Origin of the sequence: Cypionkella sp., from assembly GCF_030652235.1 — a bacterium.
Taxonomy (GTDB): Bacteria; Pseudomonadota; Alphaproteobacteria; order Rhodobacterales; family Rhodobacteraceae; genus Cypionkella.
Window position 1 is genome coordinate 1 of record NZ_JAUSBA010000002.1, and the last position, 25,487, is coordinate 25,487.

Here is a 25,487-nt window from a genome sequence, read left to right on the forward strand (position 1 = left end):
CCGGCATCCCGCCTTCAGCCTGACGCAGGATCGCGAGGATCTGCGCCTCAGTGTATCTGCTTGTCTTCATTCGGAATCTCCTCGTTCATATTACCGAGAAAATTCTACTTATGCAGCCCCTTACTTTCGGGGGGGATTACCTTGGGGTCGCCGGAAAAACCAAAAAGGCCGCTCAGATGAGCGGCCTTTTGATACTGGAGCGGGCGATGAGATTCGAACTCACGACCCTAACCTTGGCAAGGTTATGCTCTACCCCTGAGCTACGCCCGCACTCCGTAAACGGGTGTTTAGCGAGGTGTGGGGGGCGGTGCAAGGGCTAATTCGGGGGAATTTTCACTCCGTTTTGCCAAACGGTATGCAGCGTCCAGTTTGGGGTGAACTGCACCAGATTGGCGGATTGGCCGACGTGAATGCTGCCAGCCTGCGCGCGGATCAGGCGGGCGGGGATGCGGGTGGCCATTGCCAGTGCGCGGGTGGGGGATTTGCCAAGTTGGGTGATCAGGAAGGCCACGGCTTGCGGCAGGCTAAGATCGGCTCCGGCGAGGGTGCCATCTGACAGCAGCAGGCGGCCATCTTTGCGCAGGATTTTGCGGCTGCCGAGGCTGAATTCGGTGAGAGTTGTGCCCGCGACGGCCATCGCGTCGGAGACGAGGAACAGGCCATCCGGGCGGGCGGCGAGGGCTGTGCGCAGGGTGGCGGGATGCACATGCAACCCGTCGGCGATGATCCCGGCGTGCAGGCTGCCGGAGAGGACGGCACCGACGAGGCCGGGTTCTCGGTTGCCGAGTTGCGACATGGCGTTGAACAGATGGGTGACGCAAGCCGCACCGGCTTGGGTGGCGGCATTGGCTTGGTCGTAGCTGGCTTCGGTGTGGCCGAGGGAGACGATGGCTCCGGCTTGGGTCAGTTTTGTGATTTGGGCGGGTGTGACAGAGGCCGGGGCGAGGGTCAGCATCATGGCGGGCAGGTGGGCGGCGGCATTGCAGAGTTCGGCGAGATCAACCTCGGTCATCGGGCGGATCAGGGCGGGGTCGTGCGCGCCCTGGCGTTTGGGGTCGAGATGCGGGCCTTCGAGATGCAGGCCGAGGAAGCCGGGGGTGCGGGAACGGGCGGCGGCGATGCCTGCTTTGATCACGGCAGTTGTGGCGGCAGGCGTGTCGGTGATCAGGGTGGGCAGGATGCCGGTGGCACCAAGCCGGGCATGGGCGGCGCAGATGGTGGCGATGCGTTCGAGCGTGGCGGTGCCGTCCAGCATGATCCCCGCGCCGCCGTTGACTTGCAGATCGATCAGGCCGGGAGCGAGGGTGCCGCTTAGATCTTGGCGCGGGCCGTCGGGGGCTTGGTCGCTGGGCAAGAGGGCGGTGATTTGGCCTGCCTCAATCACCACGGCGTGGTTGGGCAGCATCTTGGTGCCGTCGAACACTTGCGGGGCGGTGAGGATCAGGCGGGTCATAGCGTTTGCGTCACTTTGCGCAAATGCGGCGGGGTGTCGGGGTCGAAGCCGCGGCGGCGGGCGAGGTGTTCGACGAAGTGATAAAAGCTGACGCCGGTGACGAGAGGGGCGAGTAGCGGGTGCAGACCGGTGACGGCGGGCAGGGTGGTGCAGCCTTTGGCGGGTGCTCCGGTGATGAAAACATCGGCACCTTGGGCGGCGAGACGCTCGGCGGTGGCGGTGATTTGCGGCAGGGCGGCGTCTTCGACGGCAAGGGCGAGCACCGGGAAGCGTTCTTGCACGATGGCGGAGGGGCCGTGCAGCACTTCGGCTGCGGAATAGCCTTCGGCGTGCAAGCCGCAGGTTTCTTTGAATTTGAGCGCCACTTCGGCGGCGATGGCGAAGCCGGGGCCTCGGCCCAGCACGAAGGCTTGTTGCGCGCGGGAGAGGCGGTTGGAGAGAGGGGACCAGTCTTGTTTAAGCGCCTCGGCGAAGGCGCGGGGCAAATCAGCCACGGCGTTGCGCAGAGCGGTGTCGTCTTGCCATTCGGCCAGCAGGGCAAGGCCTGCGACCACGGAACTGACGAAGGTTTTGGTGGCGGCGACGCTTTTTTCCTCGCCTGCCGCCAAAGGCAGGCAGTGGGCGGCGGCTTGCGCCATCGGCGCGTCGGCAAAGTTGGTGATGGCGATGGTCAAGGCTCCGCCTGCGCGGGCGGCTTCGGTCATCGCCACGATATCAGGGCTTTTGCCGGATTGCGAAATACCGATGCAGGCGGCATTGGCCAAGTGCAGCGGGCGGCCGTAGATCGAGGCGATGGAGGGGCCGACTGAGGCGACCGGGATGCCTGCCAGCAGTTCCACCGCGTATTTGAGGTAGGTGGCGGCGTGATCCGAGGAGCCGCGTGCGACGGTGACGATCAGGTTGGGGTTGGCGTGGCGCATCGCCGCTGCGGCTGCGTGGATGTACGATGCCGATTGGGTAAGGAAGCGCTGGGCGGCTTCGGGGATTTCGGCCACTTCGCGGGCCATGTGGGTTTCAAGTTCAGTCATGCGCTTGGTCCTTCGTCTTCGGGGCCGATTTGAAGTTCGGCTGCAAAATCATAGGCATCGCCGCGATAGATCGAGCGGGTGAATTCCACTACGGCGCCAGAGGCGAGATAAGAAATCCGCTCGATGCGCAGGCCAGCCGCGCCCACCGGCACGTGCAGCAGATCGGCGTCGCGCTTGGCCAAATTGGCGGCGGAGATGCGTTGCACGGCGCGCACCGGGCGATGACCGCGCGCGGTGAGGGTGGCGTAGAGCGAACGCTCAACTGAGGTGGGATCTGGCAGGATGGAGGTCGAGAGCGAGGCGCGTTCAATCGCCATCGGCTGGCCGTCAATGGTGCGCACGCGCTCTAGCCGGGCGACGCGGTCTTGTGCTGCAAGACCAAGTGCCATGACTTCTTCGGGGGTGGGCAGGAACAAACCGCGTTCCAGCCAGCGGGATTCCGTGGTCAGGCCACGGCGGGCCATGTCTTCGGTGAAGGATGTCAGGCGCGACAGCGATTGCTGCACGCGGGATTGGCGGGGGGCGATGTAGCTGCCAAAGCCTTGTTTCTGCACGACCATGCCTTTGCCCGCCAGATCGGCAATCGCTTTGCGCACAGTGACGCGGGAGGTGTTGGTGAGCGCGGCTATTTCGCGTTCGGGCGGCAGCAGGGTGTCGGGGGCGAGAAAGCCGCTTTCGATGCCGCTTTCCAAGCGTTTGCGCAGCTGCACATATAAGGGGCCTGCGGTGGAGTTCAGCCAAAGAGCGGGGCTGAGGAATTCGGCGACATTCATCGTACGGCCCCCGCGTGGCGGGCGGCGAGGTCGAGCGCGCCGTCCAGCGCCGTGCCTTTTGCGGTGACGGTGGGCCGTTCTAACCAGCTTGCATAGGCGGGGCCAAGGCCACCGGTGAGGCAGAGTGCTTCGCTGGGTTTCCAGCCGACCACTTCGAGCGCGCGGCGGATATAGGCTGCGCCTTCCTGCATCAATCGCGCGCCCAAGGGGTCGCCTGCTTCGGCGGCGGCGACGACATCACGGGCGAGGCGGGCGTAATCGGAGGGTTGCGAGTTAAGCGAGAACATCACGATTTGGCCCGGATCATCGCCATGTTCTTTCAGGATGGCGCGGCTAAGGTCGGTGTGGGGCGCGAAGGCGTCCACCGCCAGCATGACCTCCTCAAGGCAGCGGCGCAGCAGCCATGCGCCCGAGGCTTGATCGCCGATGTAAAAGCCCCAGCCGCCGACGCCGCGGATTTTGCCTGCGACTTGCCTGCCGATGAAGGACCCGGTGCCGATGGCGGCGAGTGCGCCGTCGGCCTCACCTAAGGCTCCGGCGATGGTGGTGGGGCGGTCGTCGGTGACGCTGACATGCGCAAAGGGCAAGTGGGCTGCGACGCGGGTGGCGATGGCGGGGCTCATCACGCCGGCAAGGCCAAGATGGGCGGTGGCTGTGGAGAGGTCGGCCATGCGCAGGCCCGCGCGCTCGGCCAGTTGTGCCAAAGCGGCGTTGATGGTGGCAAGTGCTGCGTCAAAATCTGTGGAGACATTGGCAGGGCCGAGTACCACGTCATAGCGGGCCTTATCGGGGCCTGCCAAAAGCGTGGCGCGGCAGGAGGTGCCGCCGCCGTCGATGCCAATCAAGAAGGGGCCTGCCAAGGGGGGTTCTGTTTGTGCCATGCAGATACCATTATAATACCTTTAAAAAAATGCAACGGTTTTATTTTTCTAGAATCGATGGAAATAGCGGCGTATATGGCAGTTGAGCGATTTTTGAATATTTTATTGGACAAGAGGTATTGGATAGGTATCTGATGGCCTCATCAGGGGAGATTCGGATGACGCTGGCTGTAACGGAACTTCTGCATCCTGCCGCATCTGGCTTGGACACGCTACCCGCTGCGGCGGTGCTGGGGCATTTGTTGGCGGCTCAGGCGGCGGCTGTGCAGGTTGTCGGGCAGGCTTTGCCGCAGATTGAGGCGGCGGCGGTGTTGATGGCTGACGCTTTGCTGGGGGATGGACGGCTGGTTTATGCCGGGGCGGGATCGTCTGCGCTGATGGCCGTGGCGGATGGGTTGGAATTGGGCGGGACGTTTGGCGTCTCGGCGGATCGGGTGCTGCTGCTGATGGCGGGCGGTTTGCCTGTCGACGCGCGGATGCCGGGCGACACCGAGGATGATGCGGATGAGGGCACGCGGGCGGCGCAGGTTTTGCGGGCGGGCGATGTGGTGATTGCGGTGACGGCCTCGGGGCGGACGCCCTATGCTTTGGGGGTGGCCGAGGCGGCGCAAGCGCGAGGGGCGAAGGTGATCGGGATTGCCAATGCCGCTGCGGCCAAGCTGTTTGACCATGCCGATGTGGCGATTTGTTTGGCGACACCGCCGGAGGTGATTGCAGGCTCGACCCGGATGGGCGCTGCCACGGCGCAGAAAGTGGCGTTGAATATGATGTCCACGCTGATGGGAATTAAGCTAGGCCAAGTGCATGATGGCATGATGGTTGGGCTTGTGGCGGATAATGACAAACTGCGCCTGCGGGCGGCCATGATGGTGGCGCGGATTTCTTCGGTGGATGCGGGGGTGGCTGCGCGAGCGCTGGATCAGGCGCAGGGTGCAGTGAAACCCGCGGTGCTGATTGCATTGGGGCAGGCGCCGGAAGCGGCGCTGGGCTTGTTGAGCGAAACCAAAGGAAACCTGCGCGCGGCGATCGCGCGCAGCGATAAAAACGGCAGCTAAAGCCGGTGATTTTAACCAACAAAGGGAGATTCCCATGACCAAGACCAAACTGATCGGTGCTTTGATGGCCAGCACGTTGCTGGCATCTGCGGCCTATGCCGAGGATGTGACGCTGACCATCGAATCCTGGCGCAATGACGATGTGCTGATCTGGCAAGACACCATCATCCCGGCGTTTGAGGTGGCCAATCCCGGCATCAAGATCGTGTTCGCGCCGACCGCTCCGGCAGAATACAACGCAGTGCTGAACTCGAAGCTGGATGCAGGTTCGGCGGGCGATCTGGTGACCTGCCGTCCGTTCGATGCCTCGCTTGAGCTTTACAAGAAGGGCAATCTGGCCGACCTGACCAGCTTGGCCGCGATGGCGAACTTCTCTCCGGTGGCGAAATCTGCTTGGCAGACCGATGATGGCGCGGCCACGTTCTGCGTGCCGATGGCTTCGGTGATCCACGGCTTTATCTACAACAAAGACGCGTTTGATGCTTTGGGCATCGCGGTGCCGACCACGCGGGATGAGTTCTTTGCTGCACTCGACAAGATCAAGGCCGATGGCACCTATATTCCGCTGGCGATGGGCACCAACGACCAGTGGGAAGCGGCCACGATGGGCTATAACAACATCGGGCCGAACTATTGGAAGGGCGAGGAAGGCCGTCTGGCGCTGATCGCGGGCACGCAGAAGCTGACCGATGCCGATTGGGTGGCACCGTTCACAGAACTTGCGCGCTGGAAGGATTATCTTGGCGACGGCTTTGAAGCGCAGACTTATCCTGACAGTCAGAACCTGTTCACTTTGGGCCGCGCGGCGATCTATCCGGCAGGGTCGTGGGAAATCTCGGGCTTTAACAAGCAAGCGGGCTTCAAAATGGGGGCGTTCCCGCCGCCGGTGCAAGCAGCGGGCGACACCTGCTACATCTCGGATCACACCGACATTGCGCTGGGGATGAATGCGAAATCGGCTCATCCTGAGGAGACCAAGAAGTTCCTCGAATGGGTCGGATCGCCCGAGTTCGCGACGATGTATGCCAATGCGCTGCCGGGCTTCTTCAGCCTGAACTCGACCCCGGTTGCGATGGAAGATCCGCTGGCGCAGGAGTTTGTGTCATGGCGCGGCAAGTGCCAGTCGTCGATCCGCTCGACCTATCAGATCTTGTCGCGCGGCACGCCGAACCTTGAGAATGAGACCTGGAACGCCTCGGCCAATGTGATCAAGGCCACCGAGACGCCGGACGCCGCTGCGGCCCGTCTGCAAGAGGGCTTGGCCAGTTGGTACGCGCCGCAAAAGGCCAATTAAGCCTAGGCTTGATTGAAAACGCCGGGGGGATTTGAGCGCCCCCCGGACCCCTGCTTGGCGCTTTCCCTGCGAACCAAAGGCCGCATGCATGTCCGACCGCAAACCCTTCCGCTGGCATATTCTGGTGTTTTTGGCACCTGCCGTGCTGGTTTACACCGCGATTATGATCATCCCCCTGTTCGCTACGCTGAACCTGTCACTTTACACCAAGGTGGACCGGGTATCGCAATTCAACGGCTTGGGGAATTTCCGCACTCTGTTTGGCGACCCGCGTTGGTCGGCGAGTTTCTGGAATGCGCTGGGCAACAATACGTGGTTTTTCATCGTGCACATGCTGGTGCAGAACCCGATTGGGATTTTGCTGGCGGCGATCCTTTCCAACCCAAGGCTGCGCGGTGCAGCGTTCTACCGTACCGCGATTTTTATCCCGACGATCCTGAGTTTCGTGGTGGTGGGCTTTGTGTGGAAACTGATGCTGTCGCCGATCTGGGGGGTGGCCCCGGATTTGCTGAGCGCGGTGGGGCTGAAATCATGGTTCGCGCCGTGGCTGGGGAAAGAGGCCTATGCGCTGACGACGCTGGCACTGATCTCGGTCTGGCAGTTTGTTGGCATTCCGATGATGCTGATTTATGCGGCCCTGCTGAGCATTCCCGATGAGGTGATTGAGGCATCTGAGATGGACGGCATCACTGGGGCCTCGCAGTTCTGGAAGATCAAGCTGCCGCTGATCCTGCCCAGCATTGGGATTATCTCGATCCTGACGTTTGTCGGCAATTTCAACGCCTTCGATCTGATCTATTCGGCGCAAGGCGCGCTGGCGGGGCCGAACTTTGCCACCGATATCTTAGGCACCTTCCTCTATCGCACCTTCTTTGGCTTTCAGTTGCAACTGGGCGATCAGAATATGGGCGCGACGATTGCGACGGCGATGTTCTTCATCATCCTGATCGGCGTCTGCATCTATCTGTTTGCCATCCAGACGCGGCTGCGCCGCTATCAGTTTTAAGGGGGGATCATGTCCGTCTCACGCCATTCCCCCGCCCGCAGCGTGGCCGCCCATGCGGTGCTGCTGACCTATACGCTGATCGCGCTGTTCCCGGTTTTTGTCATTGTGATCAACGCGTTCAAATCCCGCAAGGCGATCTTTGCGCATCCGTTGGCTTTGCCCAATGCCGAGACTTTGGATTGGGTCGGTTTCAAAACCGTGCTGAAACAGGGCGATTTTTTTCAGTATTTTCTGAACTCGATGACCGTCACCGTGGGCAGCCTGTTCTTTGTGCTGCTGTTTGGCGCGATGGCGGCGTTTGCGCTGTCGGAGTATCGGTTCAAGGGCAACACGCTGGTGGGGCTGTATCTCGCGCTGGGCATCATGATCCCGATCCGGTTGGGCACGGTGGCGATTTTGCAGCTGATGGTGGCGAGTGGCTTGGTCAATACGCTGACCGCGCTGGTGCTGGTTTATACTGCGCAGGGGCTGCCGTTGGCGGTGTTCATCCTGTCGGAATTCATGCGGCAGGTGTCGGACGATTTGAAAAATGCCGGGCGGATTGATGGGCTTTCCGAGTATCGCATCTTCTTCCGGCTGGTGCTGCCGTTGATCCGGCCTGCGATGGCGACGGTGGCGGTGTTTACCATGATCCCGATCTGGAACGATCTGTGGTTCCCGCTGATTTTGGCCCCGGCTGAAAGCACCAAGACCATCACCTTGGGCAGTCAGGTCTTCATCGGGCAGTTTGTGACGGATTGGAACGCGGTGCTGGCGGCGCTGAGTTTGGCGATCCTGCCGGTGCTGGTGCTGTATCTGATCTTCTCGCGTCAACTTATTCGCGGCATCACCGCAGGAGCCGTTAAATGAGCATTAAAGTATTGGTGGCAGGCTTGGGCAATATGGGCCGCAGTCATGCTTTGGCCTATCACAACGATCCGGCGTTTGAGATTATCGGGCTGGTTAATCGTTCTAAGGTTGATCTGCCTGCGGAGTTGCAGGGCTATCCGCTGCTGACGGATTATGCGGCGGCTTTGGCCGCATTGAAGCCCGATCTGGTCTGTGTGGCGACCTATTCCGACAGCCACGCCGATTATGCCTGTGCCGCGATGGCGGCGGGGGCGGATGTGTTTGTCGAAAAACCCCTTGCCACTACGGTCGCCGACGCGCGCCGCGTGCAGGCGATGGCGGTCGCCAGCGGGCGCAAGGTGGTGGTGGGTTATATCCTGCGGCATCATCCGAGTTGGATACGGTTGATTGCCGAGGCGCGGGCACTGGGTGGGCCTTATGTGTTCCGGCTGAACCTCAACCAGCAGTCGAGCGGGCCGACATGGGAGGTGCATAAGGCGCTGATGCAGACCACGCCGCCGATTGTCGATTGCGGGGTGCATTATGTCGATGTGATGTGCCAGATCACCGATGCGCAACCCGTAGAGGTGCGCGGGATGGGGCTACGGCTGTCGCATGAAATCGCGCCCGATATGTATAACTACGGGCATTTTCAGGTGATTTTCGCCGACGGCAGCTTGGGCTGGTATGAAGCCGGCTGGGGGCCGATGATGTCGGACACCGCGTTTTTCGTCAAAGATGTGGTCAGCCCAAATGGCGCGGTTTCGATCAGGATGTCGGAGTCTGCGCGGTCAGACGATATCGACACCCACACCAAAACCTCGCTGCTGCGGGTGCATAAGGTGGCGACGGGCGATACCGATATTTCGATGGCGGATGAGCCGGGGCATCAGGAACTTTGTGACCGTGAGGCGGCTTATGTGGCGCGCGCGATCAATGAAAACCTCGATCTGACCCGGCATATGAATGATGCGGTGCAATCTTTGGCGATCTGCCTTGCAGCGGACGAAAGTGTGCGATCCGGCCAACCTGTCAAGCTAGGAGCCTGAAATGGGCAATCTGACCCTTTCCAACATCACCAAGAACTTCGGCACGGTTGAGGTGATCAAGGGCGTCAACCTGACGGTCGAAGACGGCGAATTCTGCGTGTTTGTCGGACCCTCAGGCTGCGGGAAATCCACTCTGCTGCGGATTATCGCCGGGCTGGAGGATGCCAGCGGTGGCGATATCAAGATCGACGGGGTGCCCGTCAACAACACCCCGCCCAGCAAGCGCGAAATCGCGATGGTGTTTCAATCCTACGCGCTTTACCCGCATCTGACGGTGCGCGACAACATGGGGCTGGGGCTGAAACAGGCGGGGTCGTCGGCAGCTCAAGTGGCGGAAAGTGTGGCGCGGGCCAGCGGTATGCTGTCGCTGGATGCGTTGCTGGATCGCCGCCCTGCGGAATTGTCTGGCGGCCAGCGGCAGCGCGTCGCCATTGGCCGGGCGATTGTTCGGACGCCGAAGCTGTTCCTGTTTGACGAGCCGTTGTCAAACTTGGATGCGGCTTTGCGAGTGAACACGCGGATCGAGATTGCGCGGCTGCACCGCGAGTTGAAGGCAACCATGGTCTATGTGACGCATGATCAGGTCGAGGCGATGACCTTGGCCGATAAGATCGTGGTGCTGAATGCGGGAAGGGTCGAACAAGTCGGGCGGCCGATGGATTTGTATAATGATCCTGACAATGCCTTTGTCGCAGGGTTTATTGGCAGCCCGAAGATGAACTTCCTGAAGGCGCAGGCGATGGATGGGCAGGGCGAGACGGTCGGGGTGCGGCCCGAACATCTGGCAATCTCACGCGATGCAGGCGTGATTGCAGGCCGGATCAGCCATGTTGAGAAGCTGGGCAGCGAGACGCTTATCTATGTGCGGGCCGAGCCCCATGGCCTGCTGACGGTGCGGCAGTTTGGCGAGCAAGATTTCGTGGTTGATGAGGCGGTGTATTTGACGCCTGACGCGCCACGCGCGTTTCGGTTTGATGCGGGCGGTCTCCGGATGCGGTAGGATTTGCTCCTTGCCGCCGTTGACTTGATCCGGTGCCTCGCGGCCGAAACAGGAGGCCCCGGATTAAGCCCGGGGCGGTATGGGAATAAACACAGCAAAAAGCGCCCCATGGGGCGCTTTTTTATGCAGTGATTTGTATTTCCGATGGAGCGGGCGATGAGATTCGAACTCACGACCCTAACCTTGGCAAGGTTATGCTCTACCCCTGAGCTACGCCCGCAACCGTCGGATTGCGGTGAGATAAGCGAGCGGCGGGGCGGCTGCAAGAGGAAAAACGCAGCCCCGCCGATGATTTATCGGATGGGGTCAGGCCGAGGCGATGGCGGCAGATTTCAGCGGAGCTTTCACTGTGGCGGCAGCATGGATCAGCGCCTCGGCGATGTAATCCAGTTCAGCCTCGGTCAGCCGGGTCGGCAGGCGCACATCGCAGGCGCGCATCAGCATGGCACGGGTCTGCGGCAGATCTGGGGCGGGGCCAAGGAATTCCCAATTCCAGAACGCGCGGGCGTTGCCTTCGGTGAGGCCGAAGATTTGCACCGAGACGCCGCGCTGTTTGGCGTGGGCTTGAAAGGCAAAAGCCTGCGCGTCGGTCCAATCCCCGCCTAGGTTGAACTGGATCGAGTCGGGCGCGCGTTGTTCCGGCGGCAGGGCGGGCGGCACGGTGATGTAGGGGCTGGTGTTCAGCTGGTCCGCGACGCGGTCATGGCCCGCGCGGCCCTTGGCGACGCGGCTGGCCACCTCGGGCAGTTGCGGGCGGATCACGGCGGCAGACAGGTTCTGCATTCGCATGTTGTAGAGTGGCAGCTTGTTTTGCCACAGCATATAGCTGTTTTGCATGCCGGGATGCTTCTTCCAGTTCTGCTCATACGCGCCCGACATGATCACGGAGCGGGCGGCGATTTCGGGATCATCGGTGATCAGGATGCCACCTTCGCCCGCGTTGACAAGCTTGTAGGATTGGAAGCTGAAGCAACCCACCTTGCCGATTGTACCGATGTTCTTGCCGTTCCATGTGGTGCCCAGGCTGTGGGCGGCGTCTTCGATGACGGGGATGCGCTTGGCATCACACAGCGCCATGATCGTGTCCATATCGCTGGTATGGCCACGCATGTGGCTGATCAGGACGGCGGCTGCGTCGTCAAGTTTGGCGGCAAAATCTACCAGATCGACGCGGTAGTTGTCGCCAACTTCAACCAGAACCGGGGTGCAATCGGCATGGACAACTGCGGAGGGCACCGCGGCGAAGGTGAAGGCGGGGATCAGGATGTTTGCACCGCGCGGCAGATCCAGCGCCTTGATGGCGAGGAACAAAGCAGCGGAACACGAGGCGACGGCGAGGGCGTATTTGGCTCCCAACAGGTCGGCAAATTCCTGCTCTAGCAGGGCCACGGGCGCGCCTTCGGCAGCAGTGTAGCGGAACAGATCGCCCGAACTGAGGAGGCGCTCAATTTCGGCGCGCGCGGCCTCGGGGATCGGTTCAGCGTCGTAGGTTTTGGGGGCGAGGCTTTGTCCGTCAGCAGCCATGATCACAGCTTTCCTTAAAGTCTTCTTTAGAAAAGCTTTAAACATAGGATTGGTGACAGGCTAGTGACAATCGCGGGCTTCGGGCGAAATCCGCCTATATATCAGGCAAATTTTGCTTTGCAGCAGCGGCTTGGCAACACCGCCCCGCTGGCGGGGGCGGTATTTGAAGATGAAATCGCCTTGAGCCGCTCTAAAGGCCAAGGCGGTCGCGCATGCCGTACCATGTCATCGCCAGCACCAGCATTGGCCAGCGCAAGGTGGCACCGCCGGGAAAGCGCGGCTGCGGCAGGCTGGCCATCAGATCGAAGCGTTCGGACTGCGCGGCAGTGGCTTCCGCAAGGATTTTGCCTGCGAGGGTGGCCATTGCAACGCCGTGACCGGAGTAGCCCGAGGCCGAAAGCGTGTTGACATAGGGCCGGGTGAAGCAAGGCATCCGGTTCATGGTGATCGCCAAGGTGCCGCCCCATGCGAAGTCGATCTTGGTGCCTTTCAGTTGCGGGTAGATCTGAAGCATCGGTTTTGAGACCGTTTTGATCAGATCAGGGAAGCGGTAGCCGTAGGATTCGCCGCCACCAAACAGCAGTCGGTTGTCTTCGGACAGACGCCAATAGTTGACGACGAATTTGGTGTCGGCGACGGCTAAGGGTTGCGACAGAATGTCTTTGGCGCGATCCCCAAGTGGTTCGGTGGCGAGGATGAAGTTGTTGATCGGCATGACTTTTGCGGCGACTTTCGGGGCGAGATTGCCGAGATAGCCGTTGCCCGCAAGGATCAACTGTTTGGCGTGGACGCGGCCTTGGGCGGTGTGGACGGTGGGCTGCGCGCCTTGATCGATCTGGGTGACTTCCGAGAGTTCGTGCAGCCGCGCGCCGGCTTTGGTGGCGGCGGTGGCGAGGCCAAGCGCGTAGTTCAGCGGGTGCAGGTGGCCCGCGTCGTGGTCGATCTCGCCGCCTTTGTAGACCTTGGAGCCGATCAGGGCTTGGATGCCTGCGCGGTCCAGCGGTTCGAGGTGGTTGTAGCCGTAGTCGCGGGAGAGTTTTTCTGCGTATTTGTGGCTGTGGCGGACCTGCACATCCGTCCAACAAGCGTGGGCGATGCCGGGGTGGAAGCTGACGGGCATGTTGTGAGATTGGATGAGGTTCTTCACCAAAGCTTTCGATTCTTCAGCCAAATCCCAGAGTTTGTGGGCGGTTTGCACCCCCACCGTTTTCTCGATCCAATCCTGATCTTGGCGCTGGCCGGAACCGACCTGCCCACCATTGCGGCCCGAGGCCCCGAAGCCGAGCTTATGGGCTTCCAGCAGCACCACATCATAGCCCTTTTCGGCCAGATGCAGGGCTGCTGAGAGGCCAGTATAGCCGCCGCCAACGATGCAGACATCGGCGCGAGTTTCACCTTGCAGGGCTGGGAAGGGTGCCAGCGGCGTGCGGGTGGCGGCATAGTAAGACGCAGGATAAGCCCCCGTCTGATCATTGGCGTGCAGCAGGTTCATCTTACACGTTCAACAGCAGATGTTCGCGTTCCCACGGGCTGATGACTTGCAGGAACTCTTTGTACTCATTGCGCTTTACCGAATCGTAGACAGCGACGAACTCTGGCCCCAAAACGTCGCACAAGGCTTGGTCTTCTTCCAAAAGATCCAGCGCATCGCCCATATTGGTGGGGATATCGTCTGAGTCGATATAGGCGGAGCCAGCAAATTCCGGGCGCGGGTCTTTCTTTTCCATCAGGCCAAGATAGCCGCAGGCCAAGGTCGCCGCGATGCCAAGGTAGGGGTTGCAATCCATCCCCGGCAGGCGGTTTTCCACCCGGCGGCCAGCAGGGCTGCTGATCGGGATGCGGATACCTGTGGTGCGGTTGTCGCGTCCCCATTCAAGGTTAATCGGGGCTGCAAAATCCGGCACATAGCGGCGGTAGCTGTTCACATAGGGCGCCAGCAAAGCGATGGCCCCGGTCAGATGGTTCTGCATCCCGGCGATAAAGTGCAGGAAATGTTCCGTCTCGCCGCCCTTTTTGTCGGAAAAGATGTTCTTTCCGGTTTTGCTATCGACGACCGAGGTGTGAATATGCATCGCTGAACCCGGCTCGCCTGCGATTGGTTTGGCCATGAAGGTGGCGAAGCAATCGTGGCGTAGGGCGGCTTCACGGATCAGGCGTTTGAAGAAAAACACATCGTCAGCCAAGCGAATGGGGTCACCGTGCGCGAGGTTCAGCTCAATCTGCCCAGCACCACCTTCTTGCAAGATACCATCAATTTCAAGGCCTTGCGCTTCGGCGAAGTCGTAGATGTCGTCGATCACCTTGCCGTATTCGTCAATCGCCGACAGGCTATAGGCTTGCTTGCCCGCAGCCCGCCTGCCCGAACGGCCCATGGGGGGGATCACGGGCTGGTTGGGGTCGATGTTGCGGGCGGTCAGGAAAAATTCCATCTCGGGTGCCACAACCGGGGTCCAGCCTTGCGCGGCATACAGATCCATGATCCGGCGCAGGACGTTGCGCGGGGCAAACGGCACCAGATTGCCGTCCTGATCCTTGGCGTCGTGGATGACTTGTAGCGTCACATCTGCGGTCCAGGGGGCGGCGGTCGCGGTGGTGAAATCGGGCTCCAGAATCATATCCGGCTCGGTGAAGGCATCAAACGGATTGTCGGCCCATTCGCCAGTGATGGTTTGCAGAAAGATCGAATTGGGCAGGAAGTAGTTGGTTTGATAGGCAAATTTCGCCGCTGGCATCGCTTTTCCGCGCGCCACGCCTGCGATGTCACCGATCACACATTCGACTTCATCCACCCGGCGATCACCGATGTAGTTGCGGGCTGCCTCTGGCAGTTGGTCGGTCCATTTGGACATTTTTCACACTGTTGGTTGTCGGGTTATTCCCCGGCGAGGCTGGGGACTTAGGGTCTTTTGGCCTTGAAGAAAGCGGCGATCTGCGCCGCCATGGTCTGGTCTTGGATCGGGTCTGACAGCCGGTTTGTGGCTGCCGCCATCACATCTTCGGGGACCAGACCTTTGCCCCGAGTCTGCATCAGGCCATCAATGAATTCGGGGCGAAATTCAGGATGGGCTTGCACGGTCAGCATCCGATCATCATAGATGAGTGCTGCGTTGGTGCAAAAATCGTTTGTTGCCAAAACCTTAGCATTGGCGGGCTTTTCGGTGACCTGGTCGCGATGCCACGCGTTCAGCGTGAGGTGCTGGCCGTTGAAATCGTAATCTGTGGCGCCGATGGCCCAACCTTTGGCGAAACGTTCAACCTTGCCGCCCATCGCTTGCGCGATGATCTGGTGGCCAAAGCAGATGCCAACCATCGGGATACGAGCAGTGTAGGCGTTGCGGATAAAATCCTCAAGCGGTGCAATCCATGGGTGATCTTCATAGGCACCATGACGCGATCCGGTGATCAGCCAGCCGTCACACTCTTGCACTGATGCCGGAAATTCACCCTCAACCACGCGGTAGGTGCGGAAGGTAAAGCCATTGCCAGCAAGCAGGCGCGCGAACATATCCGGGTAATCTCCCGAAGTCTCAATAAGCGAGTCGGGGGCAAGACCTGTTTGCAAGATGCCGATAAGCATGGGTTTTCCGGAGTTGCTGTGGGTTCAGATTGCGCTGCGTCCCCCCATTTGGTCAAGGGGGGACGCGACGGCGTTAGACGGTGTCGAGGTACAACTCGATCCGCTCGGCGTCGGTCAACTCACCAATATAGTGGTGCTCTTGCCGTTTGGTTGAGATCAGGTTCTTGATCAGTTCGGGGTGGATGAAGCGCGCGACGATTTCGGATTGCTCCATTGCGTCAATCGCGGCCTCCCAACTGGTCGGAATCTGCGGCAGACCTTCAACCGCATAAGCATTGCCGACCACCGGGCTGGAGGGTTCCATCTGTTTCTCAATGCCATCCAGTGCCGCACCCAAGATCGCGGCGAGCATCAGATAGGGGTTTACATCGCCACCCGCGACGCGGTGTTCGATGCGGCGTGCAGCGGGGTTGCCTGCCGGAATACGGATCGCGGCGGTGCGGTTTTCGTAGCCCCAGGCGATGGCGGTGGGGGCGTGTTTACCGGGCACCAGACGTTCGTAGCTGTTCTGGTGCGGCGCGAAAATCAGCGTGGAATCGTGCATCGCATTCAAACAACCCGCGACCGCGTTTTTCATCATCGCGGTGCCTTTCGGGCCGCCGGAGTCAAACACGTTGTCGCCCTTATCATCAATCACGCTGAAATGGGTGTGCAGGCCCGAGCCGGAATACTCCGGGTAGGGTTTCGCCATGAAGCTGGCCGCAAAGCCATGACGGCGTGCCAGACCCTTGACCAGCATCTTGAACAACCATGCATCATCGGCGGCGCGCAGGGCGTCGTCGCAGTGCATCAGGTTGACCTCGAACTGACCAAGCCCGGTTTCCGAGGTGGTGGTGTCGGCAGGTATATCCATCGCTTCACAGGCGTCGTAGAGATCGGTGAAGAAGGTATCGAACGCGTCTAGTGCCCGGATTGACAGGGTTTCTGCGGCTTTGCGCACCTTGCCGGAACGCGGGGAGGCCGGGGCTTGCAGGGTTTTGCCCGAGTCGTCGATCAGGAAGAATTCTAACTCGATCGCGCAAACCGGGGTCAGGCCACGGGCCTTGAAACGATCCACGACCGCGCGCAGGGCGTGGCGGGGATCGCCTTCATACGGCGTGCCGTTTTCGCGGAACATCCAGATCGGCAGCAAAGCGGTGGGGGCTTCCAGCCACGGCATCGGCATGAAGCCGCGCTCGGTCGGTTTCAGGATGCCGTCTTGGTCGCCCTGCTCAAATACCAGCGGGCTGTCGTCAATATCTTCGCCCCAGATGTCGAGGTTCAGCACAGAGAACGGGAACCTTGTGCCGTTCTTCACCACGTTATCGGCAAAGCGCGCAGGCACGCGTTTGCCTCGGGCTTGCCCGTTCAAATCCACCGCAGCGACACGAATCGTGCGCACGTCGGGATGCTTTCTCAGCCAGTCTTTCATCATTGCACATCAGGAAGGCATGGAACCGCCCACACTTGCCAAAATGGCCAGCAGGCAGATCGGATCATGCCCTTGATCCTATCCTTTTTTGTGATCCCGGCGGCTGCCACGATAGCAGTCCCGCAATTTGATCAAATGTAGGTTACTATCGGATCAGTTGAGGACGCAAGCGAATTCTGCTGCGGATGTTTTGCGGCAAATGGCGATTGAGGTGGCGGTTGATGCGGCCAAATAGCCCGATCACCGCCAAAGTCAGCAGGACGAAGTAGAAGGCGACGATGGGGTAGGGGATGAATGGGTTAAAAGTTTTGTCGGCGAAGTAATTGGCGTAATACAAAGCGTCGCCCTGCTGGCTGAGCGCCGGGAAGCCCGAGAAGAACACCAGGGTGGTGGATTGAAACAGGAAAATCGCCTCGTTGGTGTAGCTGGGCCATGCGAGGCGCAGCATGGTCGGCCATTGGATGCGGCGGAACTTAGCGAAACCGGTGATGCCGTAGGCCTCGGCGGCCTCTAGGTCGCCTTTCGGGATCGAGCGCAGGGCACCGTAGAAAATCTCGGCGGAATAGGCGGCGGTGTTCAGGAACAGCACGATCAGCGCGCCTGCCCAAGCTTTGGTCAGCCATGAAGACGTTAGCGTCAGGCCGAACAGCTCGATGCCCGTGCGGGGCAGCATGACAAGCAGTTCATAGGCGAGGAAGAACTGGATGAACAACGGCGAGCCGCGAAACACAAAGACAAACCATTCGGCGGGTTTACGCAGCCATGGGCTGTGGGCAATGCGGGCCAAGGCGAGGGCATTGGCGAGGACGAAGCCGAACAACAACGCCAAAGCGCCGAAATAGACGTTCCAGATCAGGCCGGAACCGATCAGGGTGAATTGTTGGCAAATGGTGAAATCGGTTTTCGGCAGCAGCTTTGCACCGATGCCGATCGAGCGCAGCGCGTAGTCGGTGAAGGTTTCCCAACAGCTCATATCGCGGCCTTTCGCATGGCTTCGCCTGCGGCGGTGGCTTGGCCTTTGGACAGCCGATTTGAGATGCGGGTCAGCACGATTTCCGAGAGTTTCGTCATCAACAGATAGAACACCAGCAAACCGAGAAAGTAATACAGTCGCCAATCCGGGTGGGGGTAGTCATAGGCTTGGGTCTTGGTGCCGCCCAACTCGCGGGCGTAGTAGACGATGTCTTTGACCGACAGCAGGAACAGCAGAGGTGTGGCTTTGATCAGGATCATCCACAGGTTGGTGAGGCCCGGCAGCGCATAGGTCCACATTTGCGGCACCAGAACGCGGCGAAAGACTTGGCCGTGGCTCATGCCGTAAGCCTCGGCGGTTTCCAGTTGGGCACGGGGGACGGCTTGCATCGCGCCATAGATCACGTTGGCGACAAAAGCACCGAACACGATGGCGAAGGTGATCACCGCAAGGCCAAAGCTGTAGGCTTGGAACATGAAAGGCGATGCGGTGGCGGGGGGGACTTTGGCTTCGGCGCAGACGTGGAATTCGAGGCCCCGGAACACCGGTTGCGAGAGGTCTTCGCAGACGCGCAGGTGGTTGAGGTATTCGATGCCTTGATCCAGCGCGATGACGAAGAACAGGAAATACACGATATCGGGCACGCCGCGCACCATGGCGGTGTAGGCTTTGCCGAACCAGCGCAGGGGCGCGATCTGGCTGCGCGCCGCCATCGCCCCACCAAAGCCCAAGGCCATGGCGACGGGCGCAGTGACGGCCAACAGCAGCAGCACGGTGACAAAGGACCCATAAAAATCAAGGTGCTTGCCCGAGGTCAGGTAGCACATGGCCCAAGTCAGGCCCTCGATCACTTTGGGGGTGGCGCAAGCTGCGAACATCAATATCGGTCCGATGGGGCAGAATAAGCCCCCCGATTTGCACCGGAGGGCATTTTGGTGATTAGAACTTCAGACCTTCCGGGCCGAAATACTTCTCAATCAACACGTTTAGCGAACCATCGGCTTTCATCGCTTTGATCGCGGTGTCCATTTTGCCTTTCAGCTCGGTATCCGACTGACGCATGCCCAGACCGACGCCGCCACCGATTGCGATGTCTTCGCCGGCGAACACCAAAGCGCCATTAGATTCCGCTGCAAAGGGGCGCAAGTAGTCTTTGTCGGCGAACACAGCCGCAGCCTCACCATTGCGCACGGCGGCAACGGTTTCATCCGGGGTGGGGAATTCGAGCAGGGTGGCGCCGGATTCAGCCACATAAGCGGCTTGGATGGTGCCGACTTGCGCCGAGACAATGCCGGTTTTCACATCGGCATCTGCGCTTGCGGCAAGATAGGCCGAAGCGGCTGGCGGATAGTAGTTGTCCGAGAAGGTGATGACCTTTGAGCGCTCATCAGTGATCGACATGCCCGCGATGATCACATCGAAGTTACCTGATTGCAGGTTGGGGATGATGCTGTCCCATTCATTGGTGGTCCAGGTGCATTCCAACGCGGCCCGCTTGCAGATCTCATCGCCGAACTCGCGCTCAAAGCCCGCGACTTCGCCCTTGTCGTTGATGAAGTTGAAGGGGGGGTAAGCGCCCTCGGTGGCCAAGCGCACCACGTCAGCCGAGGCAAAGCCTGCGGATAGGGCCATGAGGGCGGTGGCGAGAAGTAGTTTTTTCATTGTCGTCTCCCAGTTGGTTTTTGATTTGGTGTTTTTAGAGTGGTTTGCGTTTATCTTGAAACACAATTCGCGCCAAGAACTGCGCAAATTGTGATGCGTCTTGCGCCAGATAAAACGCAACCACTTTAATGCGCGCCTGCGGACAGGAACCCGCGCAGACGGTCGGTCTTGGGGTTGGCGAACAGTTCGGACGGCGGGCCTTGTTCTTCGATCTTGCCTAGGTGCAGGAAGATGACGTGATCGGACACGTCGGCGGCGAGTTTCATATCATGCGTGACAAGGATCATGGTGCGGCCTTCATCGGCCAGCGCCTTGATCACCTTGATCACCTCTTGCTCCAGTTCAGGGTCAAGCGCAGAAGTAGGCTCGTCAAACAGCAAGGCGCGCGGTTCCATGCACAACGCCCGCGCAATGGCGGCACGTTGTTGTTGGCCACCCGACAGCATCGCGGGCCAAGCATCGGCCTTATCTTCGATGCCAACTTTGGCGAGGTATTCGCGGGCTTTGGCTTCGACCTCTTTCGGGTCGCGCTTCATCACCGTCACCGGGGCTTCCATGACGTTTTGCAGGATCGTCATATGCGACCACAGGTTAAACTGCTGAAACACCATCGAAAGATTGGTCCGCATTCGGGTGACTTGCGCGCGGTCGGCGGGGTGGCGGCTAAGGCCGTGACCTTTCCAGCGCACCGGCTCACCTTCAAAGCGAATTTCACCCTGTTGGCTGTCTTCCAAGAGGTTGCAGCAGCGCAGCAGGGTGGATTTGCCCGACCCCGACGAGCCAATCAACGACACCACATGGCCGCGCGGGGCGGTCAGATCGACGCCTTTCAACACCTCAAGCGAGCCGTAGCTTTTGTGCAGATCATGGATCGCGATGACGGGTGTATCGGCAGATTCGGTCACTGTTGGGCCTTAGATGAGGTCAGGTGACTGAATAGGCCGCAGAATTGGTGGCATTGCAACGGGTTTTGCAGCGCAATTTGGCAGGTGCTTGGGCGTTTTGCCTAAAGATTATGCGCAATCTGGTCAGGTGAGGCCGGCGTGGGCACCGCAAGATAAGCGCTGGCCGGGATCGCGATCAGGCCTTGCAGGTGCAATGTGGCCTTATCTGCGGCGCTGAGGGCGGCAATCGCGGCTGCGGTGACGCGGAAAAAAACTGCCGCATCATCGGTTTTGGCGGTGATATAGGGCAGCACCGGGGTCGGCGGCTGGGTGCGAGCGATTTCTTTCAGGCGGGCGGCGACGGGCTCGTATTTGGTCAACAATTCCCATGTCAGCGCGTCAATTGCCGCCAGATCTGCCCGGGATTCTGCGACGGCGACGGCAGACAGACGGTGGCCGCCGGTTTGAAGGCTGGGCGGGAAATGCAACCCGTGCGCGTCGGCATGGTTTTGCGGTGCGGCCCAGCCGGATTGGCTAAGGTCTTCGTTGTAGGCGAAAGACGCGTGGGAGAAGTCTTCAAGGGCGCAGCGGGGATCATCGCGGCGGGCCACGAAGACGGAGTTGTAATGGCCGGGCGGGCAGCCAGGCAAGCCGTAATCGGGGGTGCCGATCAGGGTGACATGGTCGTGCAGTTTAGCACGAAACGGAAAGCCGCAGGTTTGCGAGAACACCAGATCGGACGATTGCCATGCGTCCCAATAGGCGTGCTTGCCTCGGGTCAAAGCGTCGGGGGCTTGGATGCCTTCGGCGCGCAAACCGTCGCGGATACCCGCCCAGAGCCGATCATTCGCAACGGCGGTTTCCGGGCGGTCATACATGCCAAGGCTCGCGATCATGTGCGGGTGGCTTTCTGGCGGGCTTGCGCGGATTCGACGTCGGAGAGGCCCAAAAGATTGGCGAGCAGGCGCATTTGCTGATCTTCCGATGCATCGCGTTGACCATCGGCAAGGGCAACCGACCACAAAGCCTCGACCAATCCGGCGCGATCTTCCAGCGGCACGGCGGCTTTCAGAGCGCGGGTGAAGCGCACGGTGTCGGGGGCCTGGGATTCGAAATCCTCGGCTTTGGCGCGCAGGGCGGCGGCCTCAAACGGGTCGAGATCATTGCGGGTCACCAGGATTTTCTCAATCCGTTCAACTTCTTCAGCGGCATAAAGCCCATCGGTCTTGGCCACCCTGACCAGCAAAGCGGCAAGGGCTAGCTGCGCGTCGGGGTCGGCCATGCGGGGCGGGGCGGGAGCCAGAAGGCTGCGGAGGATTTCTGCGAACATACCGGTAGGATAGGCGGGTGCTCTGGCCTTGCCAAGTGGCGTTGCTGGTCCTGAAGCGCACGAAGCGGTTACGGGCGGCGGATTTTCCCAGAACTGATCGGCACGGCGCTGCCTTTGATGCGGACGGCGATGAGGCCTTTTATGCTGGCCTCAATGGTCAGGCCGATGCTGGAGGGGCGACCCATCTCGACGCCTTGGCGTAGGGTCAAGCTTGTCCTGCCCAAGGGGATCACGCCGGTGCGCCAAAGCTGCGAGGCCAGAATAGCGCTGGCTGACCCGGTGGCGGGGTCTTCGGCGATACCTGCGGTGGGCGAGAACATCCGGGCTTGGTAATCGCAGGTCGCATCAGCGGCGGCGCCGGGCGTATAGAGATAGGCGCTGTCCACGTCCGCCAAGGCCATCAGCACGGACCAATGCGGCTCATGCGGTATGGCTTGGCCGAGGGTGCCGAGGGTGTCGATGGGGACATAAAGGAAGCGCGGACCACCTTGATGGGTGGCGGGGCGGTGGTTGGCAAAGCCGATCTGGGCGGGGGTGAGGCCAAGGCTGGCGGCGATCAGATCAACCGACAGGTCAGTTTTCACCGGGAAGGGCAGCACCGGGGCTACGAATTCGGCCTCAATATGGTTGCCGTGGCGGATGACGGTAACGGGGACGAGGCCTGCTTCTTCTTCAAGGGTGATCAGGGTTTCGAAATCGCCCGTGTGTCTGGCGCAGGCGAGATGGATGGCACAGCCGATCGTGGGATGGCCGGCAAAGGGGATCTCGTCGGTGGGAAAGAAGATACGGACGCGGGCGGTATGGGTCGGGTCTTGCGGGGCCCGCACGAAAATGGTCTCGGACAGGTTGAACTCGCGCGCGATGGTTTGCATTTGCTGGGTGGTCAGGGTGTCGGCATTTAGAACAACGGCGAGGGGATTGCCTGCGAAAGGGGTTTCGGTGAACACATCGAGGGTGTGAAATTCCAGCATTTAAAAGCTCCAGCTTTTGGGCGCCCTAAAATTATAGCGCCTTGAAATGCGCCTCAATCCGGGCGGCTTCTTCGGAGAGGCCGTAGGGCGGATTGACGATGAACATGCCCGAGCCTTCCATCCGGTGTCCCTCCCGCGCCGGGGGGAAGCGGACTTCCGAGCGCAGGGCATCCGGGAACTGCGCCTCTAGCGATTTCAACATCGGGCCATGCGGGCCGCCGGTCAGAAGCGGATACCAGAGGGCGATGATTCCAACGTTCCATTTGCGGTTGATGTTGGCGATATGCTTTGGGATGGCGTCGTAATCGGCCTTCACCTCGTAGCTGGGATCAATCAGCATCAGGCCGCGCCGGGGCGTCGGCGGCGTGATGGCGAGGGCAAGATCGAAGCCGTCTTTTGGGTAGATATGCGCGCTCCACGGGTTCAGGGCGTGGCGCAGGTGTTGGTGTTCTTGCGGGTGCAGTTCCGCAAGATGGATGGTGTCTTGGTCACGCAAAGACAGCGCGGCGATCAGGGGCGAGCCGGGATAGGCCATCGGCCCGTAGCTGGCGCGAACCTCGTTCAGGCGGTTGCGGTAGGGGTGCAGGGCGGGGAACCACGCCTCGGCGATGGCGATGCCTGCTGCGGCCTCGCCGGTTTTCAGCGCCTCATCGCTGCCCAGATCATAGAGACCCCGGCCCGCGTGGGTCTCGATATAGCTCAGCGGTTTGTCTTTTTGGATGAGGTAATCCAGCATGACGGCCAGCAGCGCGTGCTTCTGGACATCGGCGAGGTTTCCGGCGTGGAACAGGTGTTGATAGGACAGCATGCGGGTTTATAGGGCGGGATTTCGCGGGGGGGAAGGGGATTTGCGCAGGGTCTCAACTCGGGACCTTTTTTAGCTGTGGAATTTCAAGGGGATAGGGTGGTGGATTTAAGGTTTTGTTAAGGTTTTGGAGGGACGGTTAGGGATGATACGGAGTATTCGGTGATTGAGGGGATGGTCCCGGCCCGTGCCGCGGCGGGGGTGACGCAAGAGGCTTTGGCGGAGCGGAGGGGGACCACACAGTCGGCGATGGCGTGGCCGGAGGGCGGGTGTCGCCCTTTGTGGAGATCTTGCGGCGGTATGCGCAGGCGGTGGGGAAACGGTTGCGGGCGGGGATGGTGTGAGTGCGGGTTTGTATCCACCTTGGGTGGGGGTGGGTTGGAAACCCACCCTACGGTGCGGACGGGGTTGTCACAGGCGGAGTTTGCGCGATTCATCGGGGTGCAGGAGGCGACTTTGTTGAATTGGGAGCCGCGGTGGCGCAAACCAGACGGGCCAGTGCGGGTGTTGCTTGCATTGATCGCCAAGGAGCCGGGGAGTGTGCAGCAGGTTTTGGGGGAGGGATGCGTAGGGTGGGTTTTAGCCCGCCATGGTGAGACGTTTGAACGAATTTGGCGGGGTGAACCCCGCCCTACAGTCTAAAGTATGACTTATTTATCCAAGGTTTCCATTGTTGAATAAGTTCGGTTTAGACCGTCCATCGCTGCACTGGCCAAGGAAGCTGCATCACCAGTATTAAGTTTCACCTTAAATATTGAATCAGGAGGCGGGTATGTGCGGTTGTTTTTTTCTGGATTGCGTACCGCATGGAGATTGACCCGCGTTGGTATATTAGTGATAGGCGTGTTTATTCTGCCCTGAACATTTGAAATTTTCCCTTCTTTTACAGCTACTTCAAAGTTTCCAGTATTTGTACCGTTAACAAAATTATTCGAAAATATTATGTTTGAACTTCCACCGATTACTGTGAGGCAGCCGCCTATATTTACAGCTGCATCTATAAACTCAGCAAATGGGATGAGTCCGTGCTCAGCAACATTTCTTGCTTCTCTAAGGTAAACTAACCCAGCATCGTTAGCGTTATAGTCCGTCTTTAAACGGTAACCCCAAGTTTTAAGTTCAGTCGAAGCACTAGGCTCTGGACTCATTAAATCGCTTGCTCTCGGGGCAATCCATTGATTCATTGGCGGTACCAAGGGGGTGCTGCCATGACCGAAATGTTCCTGCTTTCCGAAGCCCAGATGGCGCGGATATCGCCGTTCTTTCCGCTCTCGCACGGCATCCCGAGGGTGGATGATCGCCGGGTGATCAGCGGCATCATCTTCGTGATCCGCAATGGGCTCAGGTGGCGTGACGTTCCTCCAAGCTACGGGCCACACAAGACAATCTACAACCGGTTCGTCCGCTGGAGCGAGATGGGTGTGTTCGGTCGCATCTTTGTCGAACTTGCCAAAGGCGGTGGCGACACCGAGGAAATCATGATCGACGCCACTCACCTCAAGGCCCACCGGACAGCCGCCAGCCTGCTCAAAAAGGGGCTCTTCCCCGGTTCATCGGACGCACGAAAGGCGGATTGAACTCCAAACTGCACGCGGTCTGCGACAGCGAGGGGCGGCCCCGCACCCTGTTTCTCACGGCAGGTCAGATCAGTGATTACACCGGGGCGGCGGCCTTGCTCTCAACGCTGCCCCCGGCGAAGGCGCTCTTGGCGGACAAGGGCTACGATGCCGACTGGTTCCGGGAAGCCCTTGCAGATCGTAACTATAAAGCCTGCATCCCATCGAAATCAAACAGGAAAATCCAGATACCCCATGACAAGGCGCTCTACCGCAAGCGCCACAAAATCGAGAACATGTTTGGCAAGCTGAAGGATTGGCGGCGCATCCACACCCGCTACGACCGCTGCGCCCACACCTTCATGTCAGCCATCGCCATCGCGGCCATCGTCATCTTCTGGATATGATCAATGAGTCCAGAGCCTAG

The 25,487-nt window shown here is 60.1% G+C and carries 25 protein-coding genes and 2 tRNA genes; 7 read left to right on the plus strand and 20 right to left on the minus strand.

Going from position 1 to position 25,487, the window contains the following annotated elements:
- Window positions 1-195 precede the first annotated feature (195 nt).
- The 5 genes from Q7V03_RS00215 to Q7V03_RS00235 form a co-directional block, all read right to left on the minus strand.
- Window positions 196-270: transfer RNA gene (locus tag Q7V03_RS00215), tRNA-Gly, on the minus strand.
- Window positions 271-316: 46 nt separating this feature from the next.
- On the minus strand, window positions 317-1,453 hold the full coding sequence (gene nagA / locus Q7V03_RS00220; protein ID WP_304923605.1) for an N-acetylglucosamine-6-phosphate deacetylase: 1,137 nt from the start codon (window positions 1,451-1,453) through the stop codon (window positions 317-319).
- On the minus strand, window positions 1,450-2,481 hold the full coding sequence (locus Q7V03_RS00225) for an SIS domain-containing protein (protein ID WP_304923606.1): 1,032 nt from the start codon (window positions 2,479-2,481) through the stop codon (window positions 1,450-1,452). The genes nagA and Q7V03_RS00225 overlap by 4 nt, the downstream gene beginning before the upstream one ends.
- Window positions 2,478-3,254, minus strand: coding sequence for a GntR family transcriptional regulator (locus Q7V03_RS00230; protein ID WP_304923607.1), 777 nt, complete (start codon window positions 3,252-3,254; stop codon window positions 2,478-2,480). Before Q7V03_RS00230 ends, Q7V03_RS00225 begins: the two co-directional genes overlap by 4 nt.
- Window positions 3,251-4,135: a BadF/BadG/BcrA/BcrD ATPase family protein gene (locus tag Q7V03_RS00235; RefSeq protein ID WP_304923608.1), complete on the minus strand. Its 885-nt coding sequence runs from the start codon at window positions 4,133-4,135 to the stop codon at window positions 3,251-3,253. The genes Q7V03_RS00230 and Q7V03_RS00235 overlap by 4 nt, the downstream gene beginning before the upstream one ends.
- A gap of 158 nt (window positions 4,136-4,293) precedes the next feature.
- Here Q7V03_RS00235 and Q7V03_RS00240 point away from each other — a divergent pair, with 158 nt between their 5' ends.
- The 6 genes from Q7V03_RS00240 (at window position 4,294) to Q7V03_RS00265 (ending at window position 10,367) form a co-directional block, all read left to right on the plus strand.
- Window positions 4,294-5,190 (plus strand): N-acetylmuramic acid 6-phosphate etherase, encoded by an 897-nt coding sequence (locus tag Q7V03_RS00240; RefSeq protein ID WP_304923609.1) that lies wholly within the window; start codon window positions 4,294-4,296, stop codon window positions 5,188-5,190.
- A gap of 34 nt (window positions 5,191-5,224) precedes the next feature.
- On the plus strand, window positions 5,225-6,484 hold the full coding sequence (locus tag Q7V03_RS00245; RefSeq protein WP_304923610.1) for an ABC transporter substrate-binding protein: 1,260 nt from the start codon (window positions 5,225-5,227) through the stop codon (window positions 6,482-6,484).
- Between the two features lie 88 nt (window positions 6,485-6,572).
- A complete protein-coding gene (locus Q7V03_RS00250) occupies window positions 6,573-7,490 on the plus strand; it encodes a carbohydrate ABC transporter permease (RefSeq protein ID WP_304923611.1) in 918 nt (305 codons plus the stop codon).
- Between the two features lie 9 nt (window positions 7,491-7,499).
- A complete protein-coding gene (locus tag Q7V03_RS00255) occupies window positions 7,500-8,339 on the plus strand; it encodes a carbohydrate ABC transporter permease (RefSeq protein ID WP_304923612.1) in 840 nt (279 codons plus the stop codon).
- On the plus strand, window positions 8,336-9,367 hold the full coding sequence (locus Q7V03_RS00260; RefSeq protein ID WP_304923613.1) for a Gfo/Idh/MocA family protein: 1,032 nt from the start codon (window positions 8,336-8,338) through the stop codon (window positions 9,365-9,367). The genes Q7V03_RS00255 and Q7V03_RS00260 overlap by 4 nt, the downstream gene beginning before the upstream one ends.
- Window position 9,368: 1 nt before the next feature.
- Window positions 9,369-10,367: an ABC transporter ATP-binding protein gene (locus Q7V03_RS00265; protein ID WP_304923614.1), complete on the plus strand. Its 999-nt coding sequence runs from the start codon at window positions 9,369-9,371 to the stop codon at window positions 10,365-10,367.
- Between the two features lie 145 nt (window positions 10,368-10,512).
- On the opposite strand, the gene Q7V03_RS00270 is transcribed toward Q7V03_RS00265, so the two are convergent.
- From Q7V03_RS00270 to Q7V03_RS00340, 15 genes are all read right to left on the minus strand, one after another.
- A tRNA-Gly gene (locus tag Q7V03_RS00270) sits at window positions 10,513-10,587 on the minus strand.
- Window positions 10,588-10,673: 86 nt separating this feature from the next.
- Window positions 10,674-11,891, minus strand: coding sequence for a DegT/DnrJ/EryC1/StrS aminotransferase family protein (locus Q7V03_RS00275; RefSeq protein ID WP_304923615.1), 1,218 nt, complete (start codon window positions 11,889-11,891; stop codon window positions 10,674-10,676).
- A 190-nt stretch (window positions 11,892-12,081) separates the two neighbouring features.
- Window positions 12,082-13,383 (minus strand): FAD-binding oxidoreductase, encoded by a 1,302-nt coding sequence (locus Q7V03_RS00280; protein ID WP_304923616.1) that lies wholly within the window; start codon window positions 13,381-13,383, stop codon window positions 12,082-12,084.
- A 1-nt stretch (window position 13,384) separates the two neighbouring features.
- Entirely contained in the window at window positions 13,385-14,740 is a 1,356-nt protein-coding gene (locus tag Q7V03_RS00285; protein WP_304923617.1) for a glutamine synthetase family protein, read from the minus strand.
- A gap of 47 nt (window positions 14,741-14,787) precedes the next feature.
- On the minus strand, window positions 14,788-15,468 hold the full coding sequence (locus tag Q7V03_RS00290; RefSeq protein WP_304923618.1) for a type 1 glutamine amidotransferase: 681 nt from the start codon (window positions 15,466-15,468) through the stop codon (window positions 14,788-14,790).
- Window positions 15,469-15,541: 73 nt separating this feature from the next.
- Window positions 15,542-16,879 (minus strand): glutamine synthetase family protein, encoded by a 1,338-nt coding sequence (locus tag Q7V03_RS00295; RefSeq protein ID WP_304923619.1) that lies wholly within the window; start codon window positions 16,877-16,879, stop codon window positions 15,542-15,544.
- Window positions 16,880-17,024: 145 nt separating this feature from the next.
- A complete protein-coding gene (locus Q7V03_RS00300; RefSeq protein ID WP_304923620.1) occupies window positions 17,025-17,852 on the minus strand; it encodes an ABC transporter permease in 828 nt (275 codons plus the stop codon).
- Window positions 17,849-18,730: an ABC transporter permease gene (locus Q7V03_RS00305; protein ID WP_304923621.1), complete on the minus strand. Its 882-nt coding sequence runs from the start codon at window positions 18,728-18,730 to the stop codon at window positions 17,849-17,851. The genes Q7V03_RS00300 and Q7V03_RS00305 overlap by 4 nt, the downstream gene beginning before the upstream one ends.
- A 61-nt stretch (window positions 18,731-18,791) precedes the next feature.
- A complete protein-coding gene (locus Q7V03_RS00310) occupies window positions 18,792-19,514 on the minus strand; it encodes a transporter substrate-binding domain-containing protein (RefSeq protein ID WP_304923622.1) in 723 nt (240 codons plus the stop codon).
- A 125-nt stretch (window positions 19,515-19,639) separates the two neighbouring features.
- Window positions 19,640-20,419 (minus strand): ABC transporter ATP-binding protein, encoded by a 780-nt coding sequence (locus tag Q7V03_RS00315; RefSeq protein ID WP_304923623.1) that lies wholly within the window; start codon window positions 20,417-20,419, stop codon window positions 19,640-19,642.
- A gap of 101 nt (window positions 20,420-20,520) precedes the next feature.
- On the minus strand, window positions 20,521-21,294 hold the full coding sequence (locus Q7V03_RS00320) for a phosphate/phosphite/phosphonate ABC transporter substrate-binding protein (protein ID WP_304923624.1): 774 nt from the start codon (window positions 21,292-21,294) through the stop codon (window positions 20,521-20,523).
- Window positions 21,291-21,728 carry a TerB family tellurite resistance protein gene (locus Q7V03_RS00325; RefSeq protein ID WP_304923625.1) on the minus strand — a complete coding sequence of 146 codons (438 nt, stop codon included), beginning with the start codon at window positions 21,726-21,728 and terminating at the stop codon, window positions 21,291-21,293. Before Q7V03_RS00325 ends, Q7V03_RS00320 begins: the two co-directional genes overlap by 4 nt.
- A gap of 68 nt (window positions 21,729-21,796) precedes the next feature.
- Window positions 21,797-22,699, minus strand: a complete 903-nt coding sequence (locus Q7V03_RS00330; RefSeq protein ID WP_304923626.1) for a PhzF family phenazine biosynthesis protein — start codon at window positions 22,697-22,699, stop codon at window positions 21,797-21,799.
- A gap of 31 nt (window positions 22,700-22,730) precedes the next feature.
- Window positions 22,731-23,507: a 23S rRNA (adenine(2030)-N(6))-methyltransferase RlmJ gene (gene rlmJ, locus Q7V03_RS00335; protein WP_304923627.1), complete on the minus strand. Its 777-nt coding sequence runs from the start codon at window positions 23,505-23,507 to the stop codon at window positions 22,731-22,733.
- Between the two features lie 647 nt (window positions 23,508-24,154).
- Window positions 24,155-24,688: a hypothetical protein gene (locus Q7V03_RS00340; RefSeq protein WP_304923628.1), complete on the minus strand. Its 534-nt coding sequence runs from the start codon at window positions 24,686-24,688 to the stop codon at window positions 24,155-24,157.
- 24 nt (window positions 24,689-24,712) lie between these two features.
- Here Q7V03_RS00340 and Q7V03_RS00345 point away from each other — a divergent pair.
- Window positions 24,713-25,467 (plus strand): IS5 family transposase gene (locus tag Q7V03_RS00345; RefSeq protein ID WP_304923629.1). Its coding sequence is split into 2 segments (ribosomal slippage): window positions 24,713-25,046 and window positions 25,046-25,467, totalling 756 coding nucleotides; the frame shifts between segments, so codons are not numbered across the junction.
- Window positions 25,468-25,487: the final 20 nt, after the last annotated feature.

What these genes read in the sequence shown, in the direction of transcription:
- nagA (WP_304923605.1), bottom strand. Translation starts at nt 1,453, where the DNA reads ATGACCCGCCTGATCCTCACCGCCCCGCAAGTGTTCGACGGCACCAAG.
- Q7V03_RS00225 (WP_304923606.1), bottom strand. Translation starts at nt 2,481, where the DNA reads ATGACTGAACTTGAAACCCACATGGCCCGCGAAGTGGCCGAAATCCCC.
- Q7V03_RS00230 (WP_304923607.1), bottom strand. Translation starts at nt 3,254, where the DNA reads ATGAATGTCGCCGAATTCCTCAGCCCCGCTCTTTGGCTGAACTCCACC.
- Q7V03_RS00235 (WP_304923608.1), bottom strand. Translation starts at nt 4,135, where the DNA reads ATGGCACAAACAGAACCCCCCTTGGCAGGCCCCTTCTTGATTGGCATC.
- Q7V03_RS00240 (WP_304923609.1), top strand. Translation starts at nt 4,294, where the DNA reads ATGACGCTGGCTGTAACGGAACTTCTGCATCCTGCCGCATCTGGCTTG.
- Q7V03_RS00245 (WP_304923610.1), top strand. Translation starts at nt 5,225, where the DNA reads ATGACCAAGACCAAACTGATCGGTGCTTTGATGGCCAGCACGTTGCTG.
- Q7V03_RS00250 (WP_304923611.1), top strand. Translation starts at nt 6,573, where the DNA reads ATGTCCGACCGCAAACCCTTCCGCTGGCATATTCTGGTGTTTTTGGCA.
- Q7V03_RS00255 (WP_304923612.1), top strand. Translation starts at nt 7,500, where the DNA reads ATGTCCGTCTCACGCCATTCCCCCGCCCGCAGCGTGGCCGCCCATGCG.
- Q7V03_RS00260 (WP_304923613.1), top strand. Translation starts at nt 8,336, where the DNA reads ATGAGCATTAAAGTATTGGTGGCAGGCTTGGGCAATATGGGCCGCAGT.
- Q7V03_RS00265 (WP_304923614.1), top strand. Translation starts at nt 9,369, where the DNA reads ATGGGCAATCTGACCCTTTCCAACATCACCAAGAACTTCGGCACGGTT.
- Q7V03_RS00275 (WP_304923615.1), bottom strand. Translation starts at nt 11,891, where the DNA reads ATGGCTGCTGACGGACAAAGCCTCGCCCCCAAAACCTACGACGCTGAA.
- Q7V03_RS00280 (WP_304923616.1), bottom strand. Translation starts at nt 13,383, where the DNA reads ATGAACCTGCTGCACGCCAATGATCAGACGGGGGCTTATCCTGCGTCT.
- Q7V03_RS00285 (WP_304923617.1), bottom strand. Translation starts at nt 14,740, where the DNA reads ATGTCCAAATGGACCGACCAACTGCCAGAGGCAGCCCGCAACTACATC.
- Q7V03_RS00290 (WP_304923618.1), bottom strand. Translation starts at nt 15,468, where the DNA reads ATGCTTATCGGCATCTTGCAAACAGGTCTTGCCCCCGACTCGCTTATT.
- Q7V03_RS00295 (WP_304923619.1), bottom strand. Translation starts at nt 16,879, where the DNA reads ATGAAAGACTGGCTGAGAAAGCATCCCGACGTGCGCACGATTCGTGTC.
- Q7V03_RS00300 (WP_304923620.1), bottom strand. Translation starts at nt 17,852, where the DNA reads ATGAGCTGTTGGGAAACCTTCACCGACTACGCGCTGCGCTCGATCGGC.
- Q7V03_RS00305 (WP_304923621.1), bottom strand. Translation starts at nt 18,730, where the DNA reads ATGTTCGCAGCTTGCGCCACCCCCAAAGTGATCGAGGGCCTGACTTGG.
- Q7V03_RS00310 (WP_304923622.1), bottom strand. Translation starts at nt 19,514, where the DNA reads ATGAAAAAACTACTTCTCGCCACCGCCCTCATGGCCCTATCCGCAGGC.
- Q7V03_RS00320 (WP_304923624.1), bottom strand. Translation starts at nt 21,294, where the DNA reads ATGATCGCGAGCCTTGGCATGTATGACCGCCCGGAAACCGCCGTTGCG.
- Q7V03_RS00325 (WP_304923625.1), bottom strand. Translation starts at nt 21,728, where the DNA reads ATGTTCGCAGAAATCCTCCGCAGCCTTCTGGCTCCCGCCCCGCCCCGC.
- Q7V03_RS00330 (WP_304923626.1), bottom strand. Translation starts at nt 22,699, where the DNA reads ATGCTGGAATTTCACACCCTCGATGTGTTCACCGAAACCCCTTTCGCA.
- rlmJ (WP_304923627.1), bottom strand. Translation starts at nt 23,507, where the DNA reads ATGCTGTCCTATCAACACCTGTTCCACGCCGGAAACCTCGCCGATGTC.
- Q7V03_RS00340 (WP_304923628.1), bottom strand. Translation starts at nt 24,688, where the DNA reads ATGAATCAATGGATTGCCCCGAGAGCAAGCGATTTAATGAGTCCAGAG.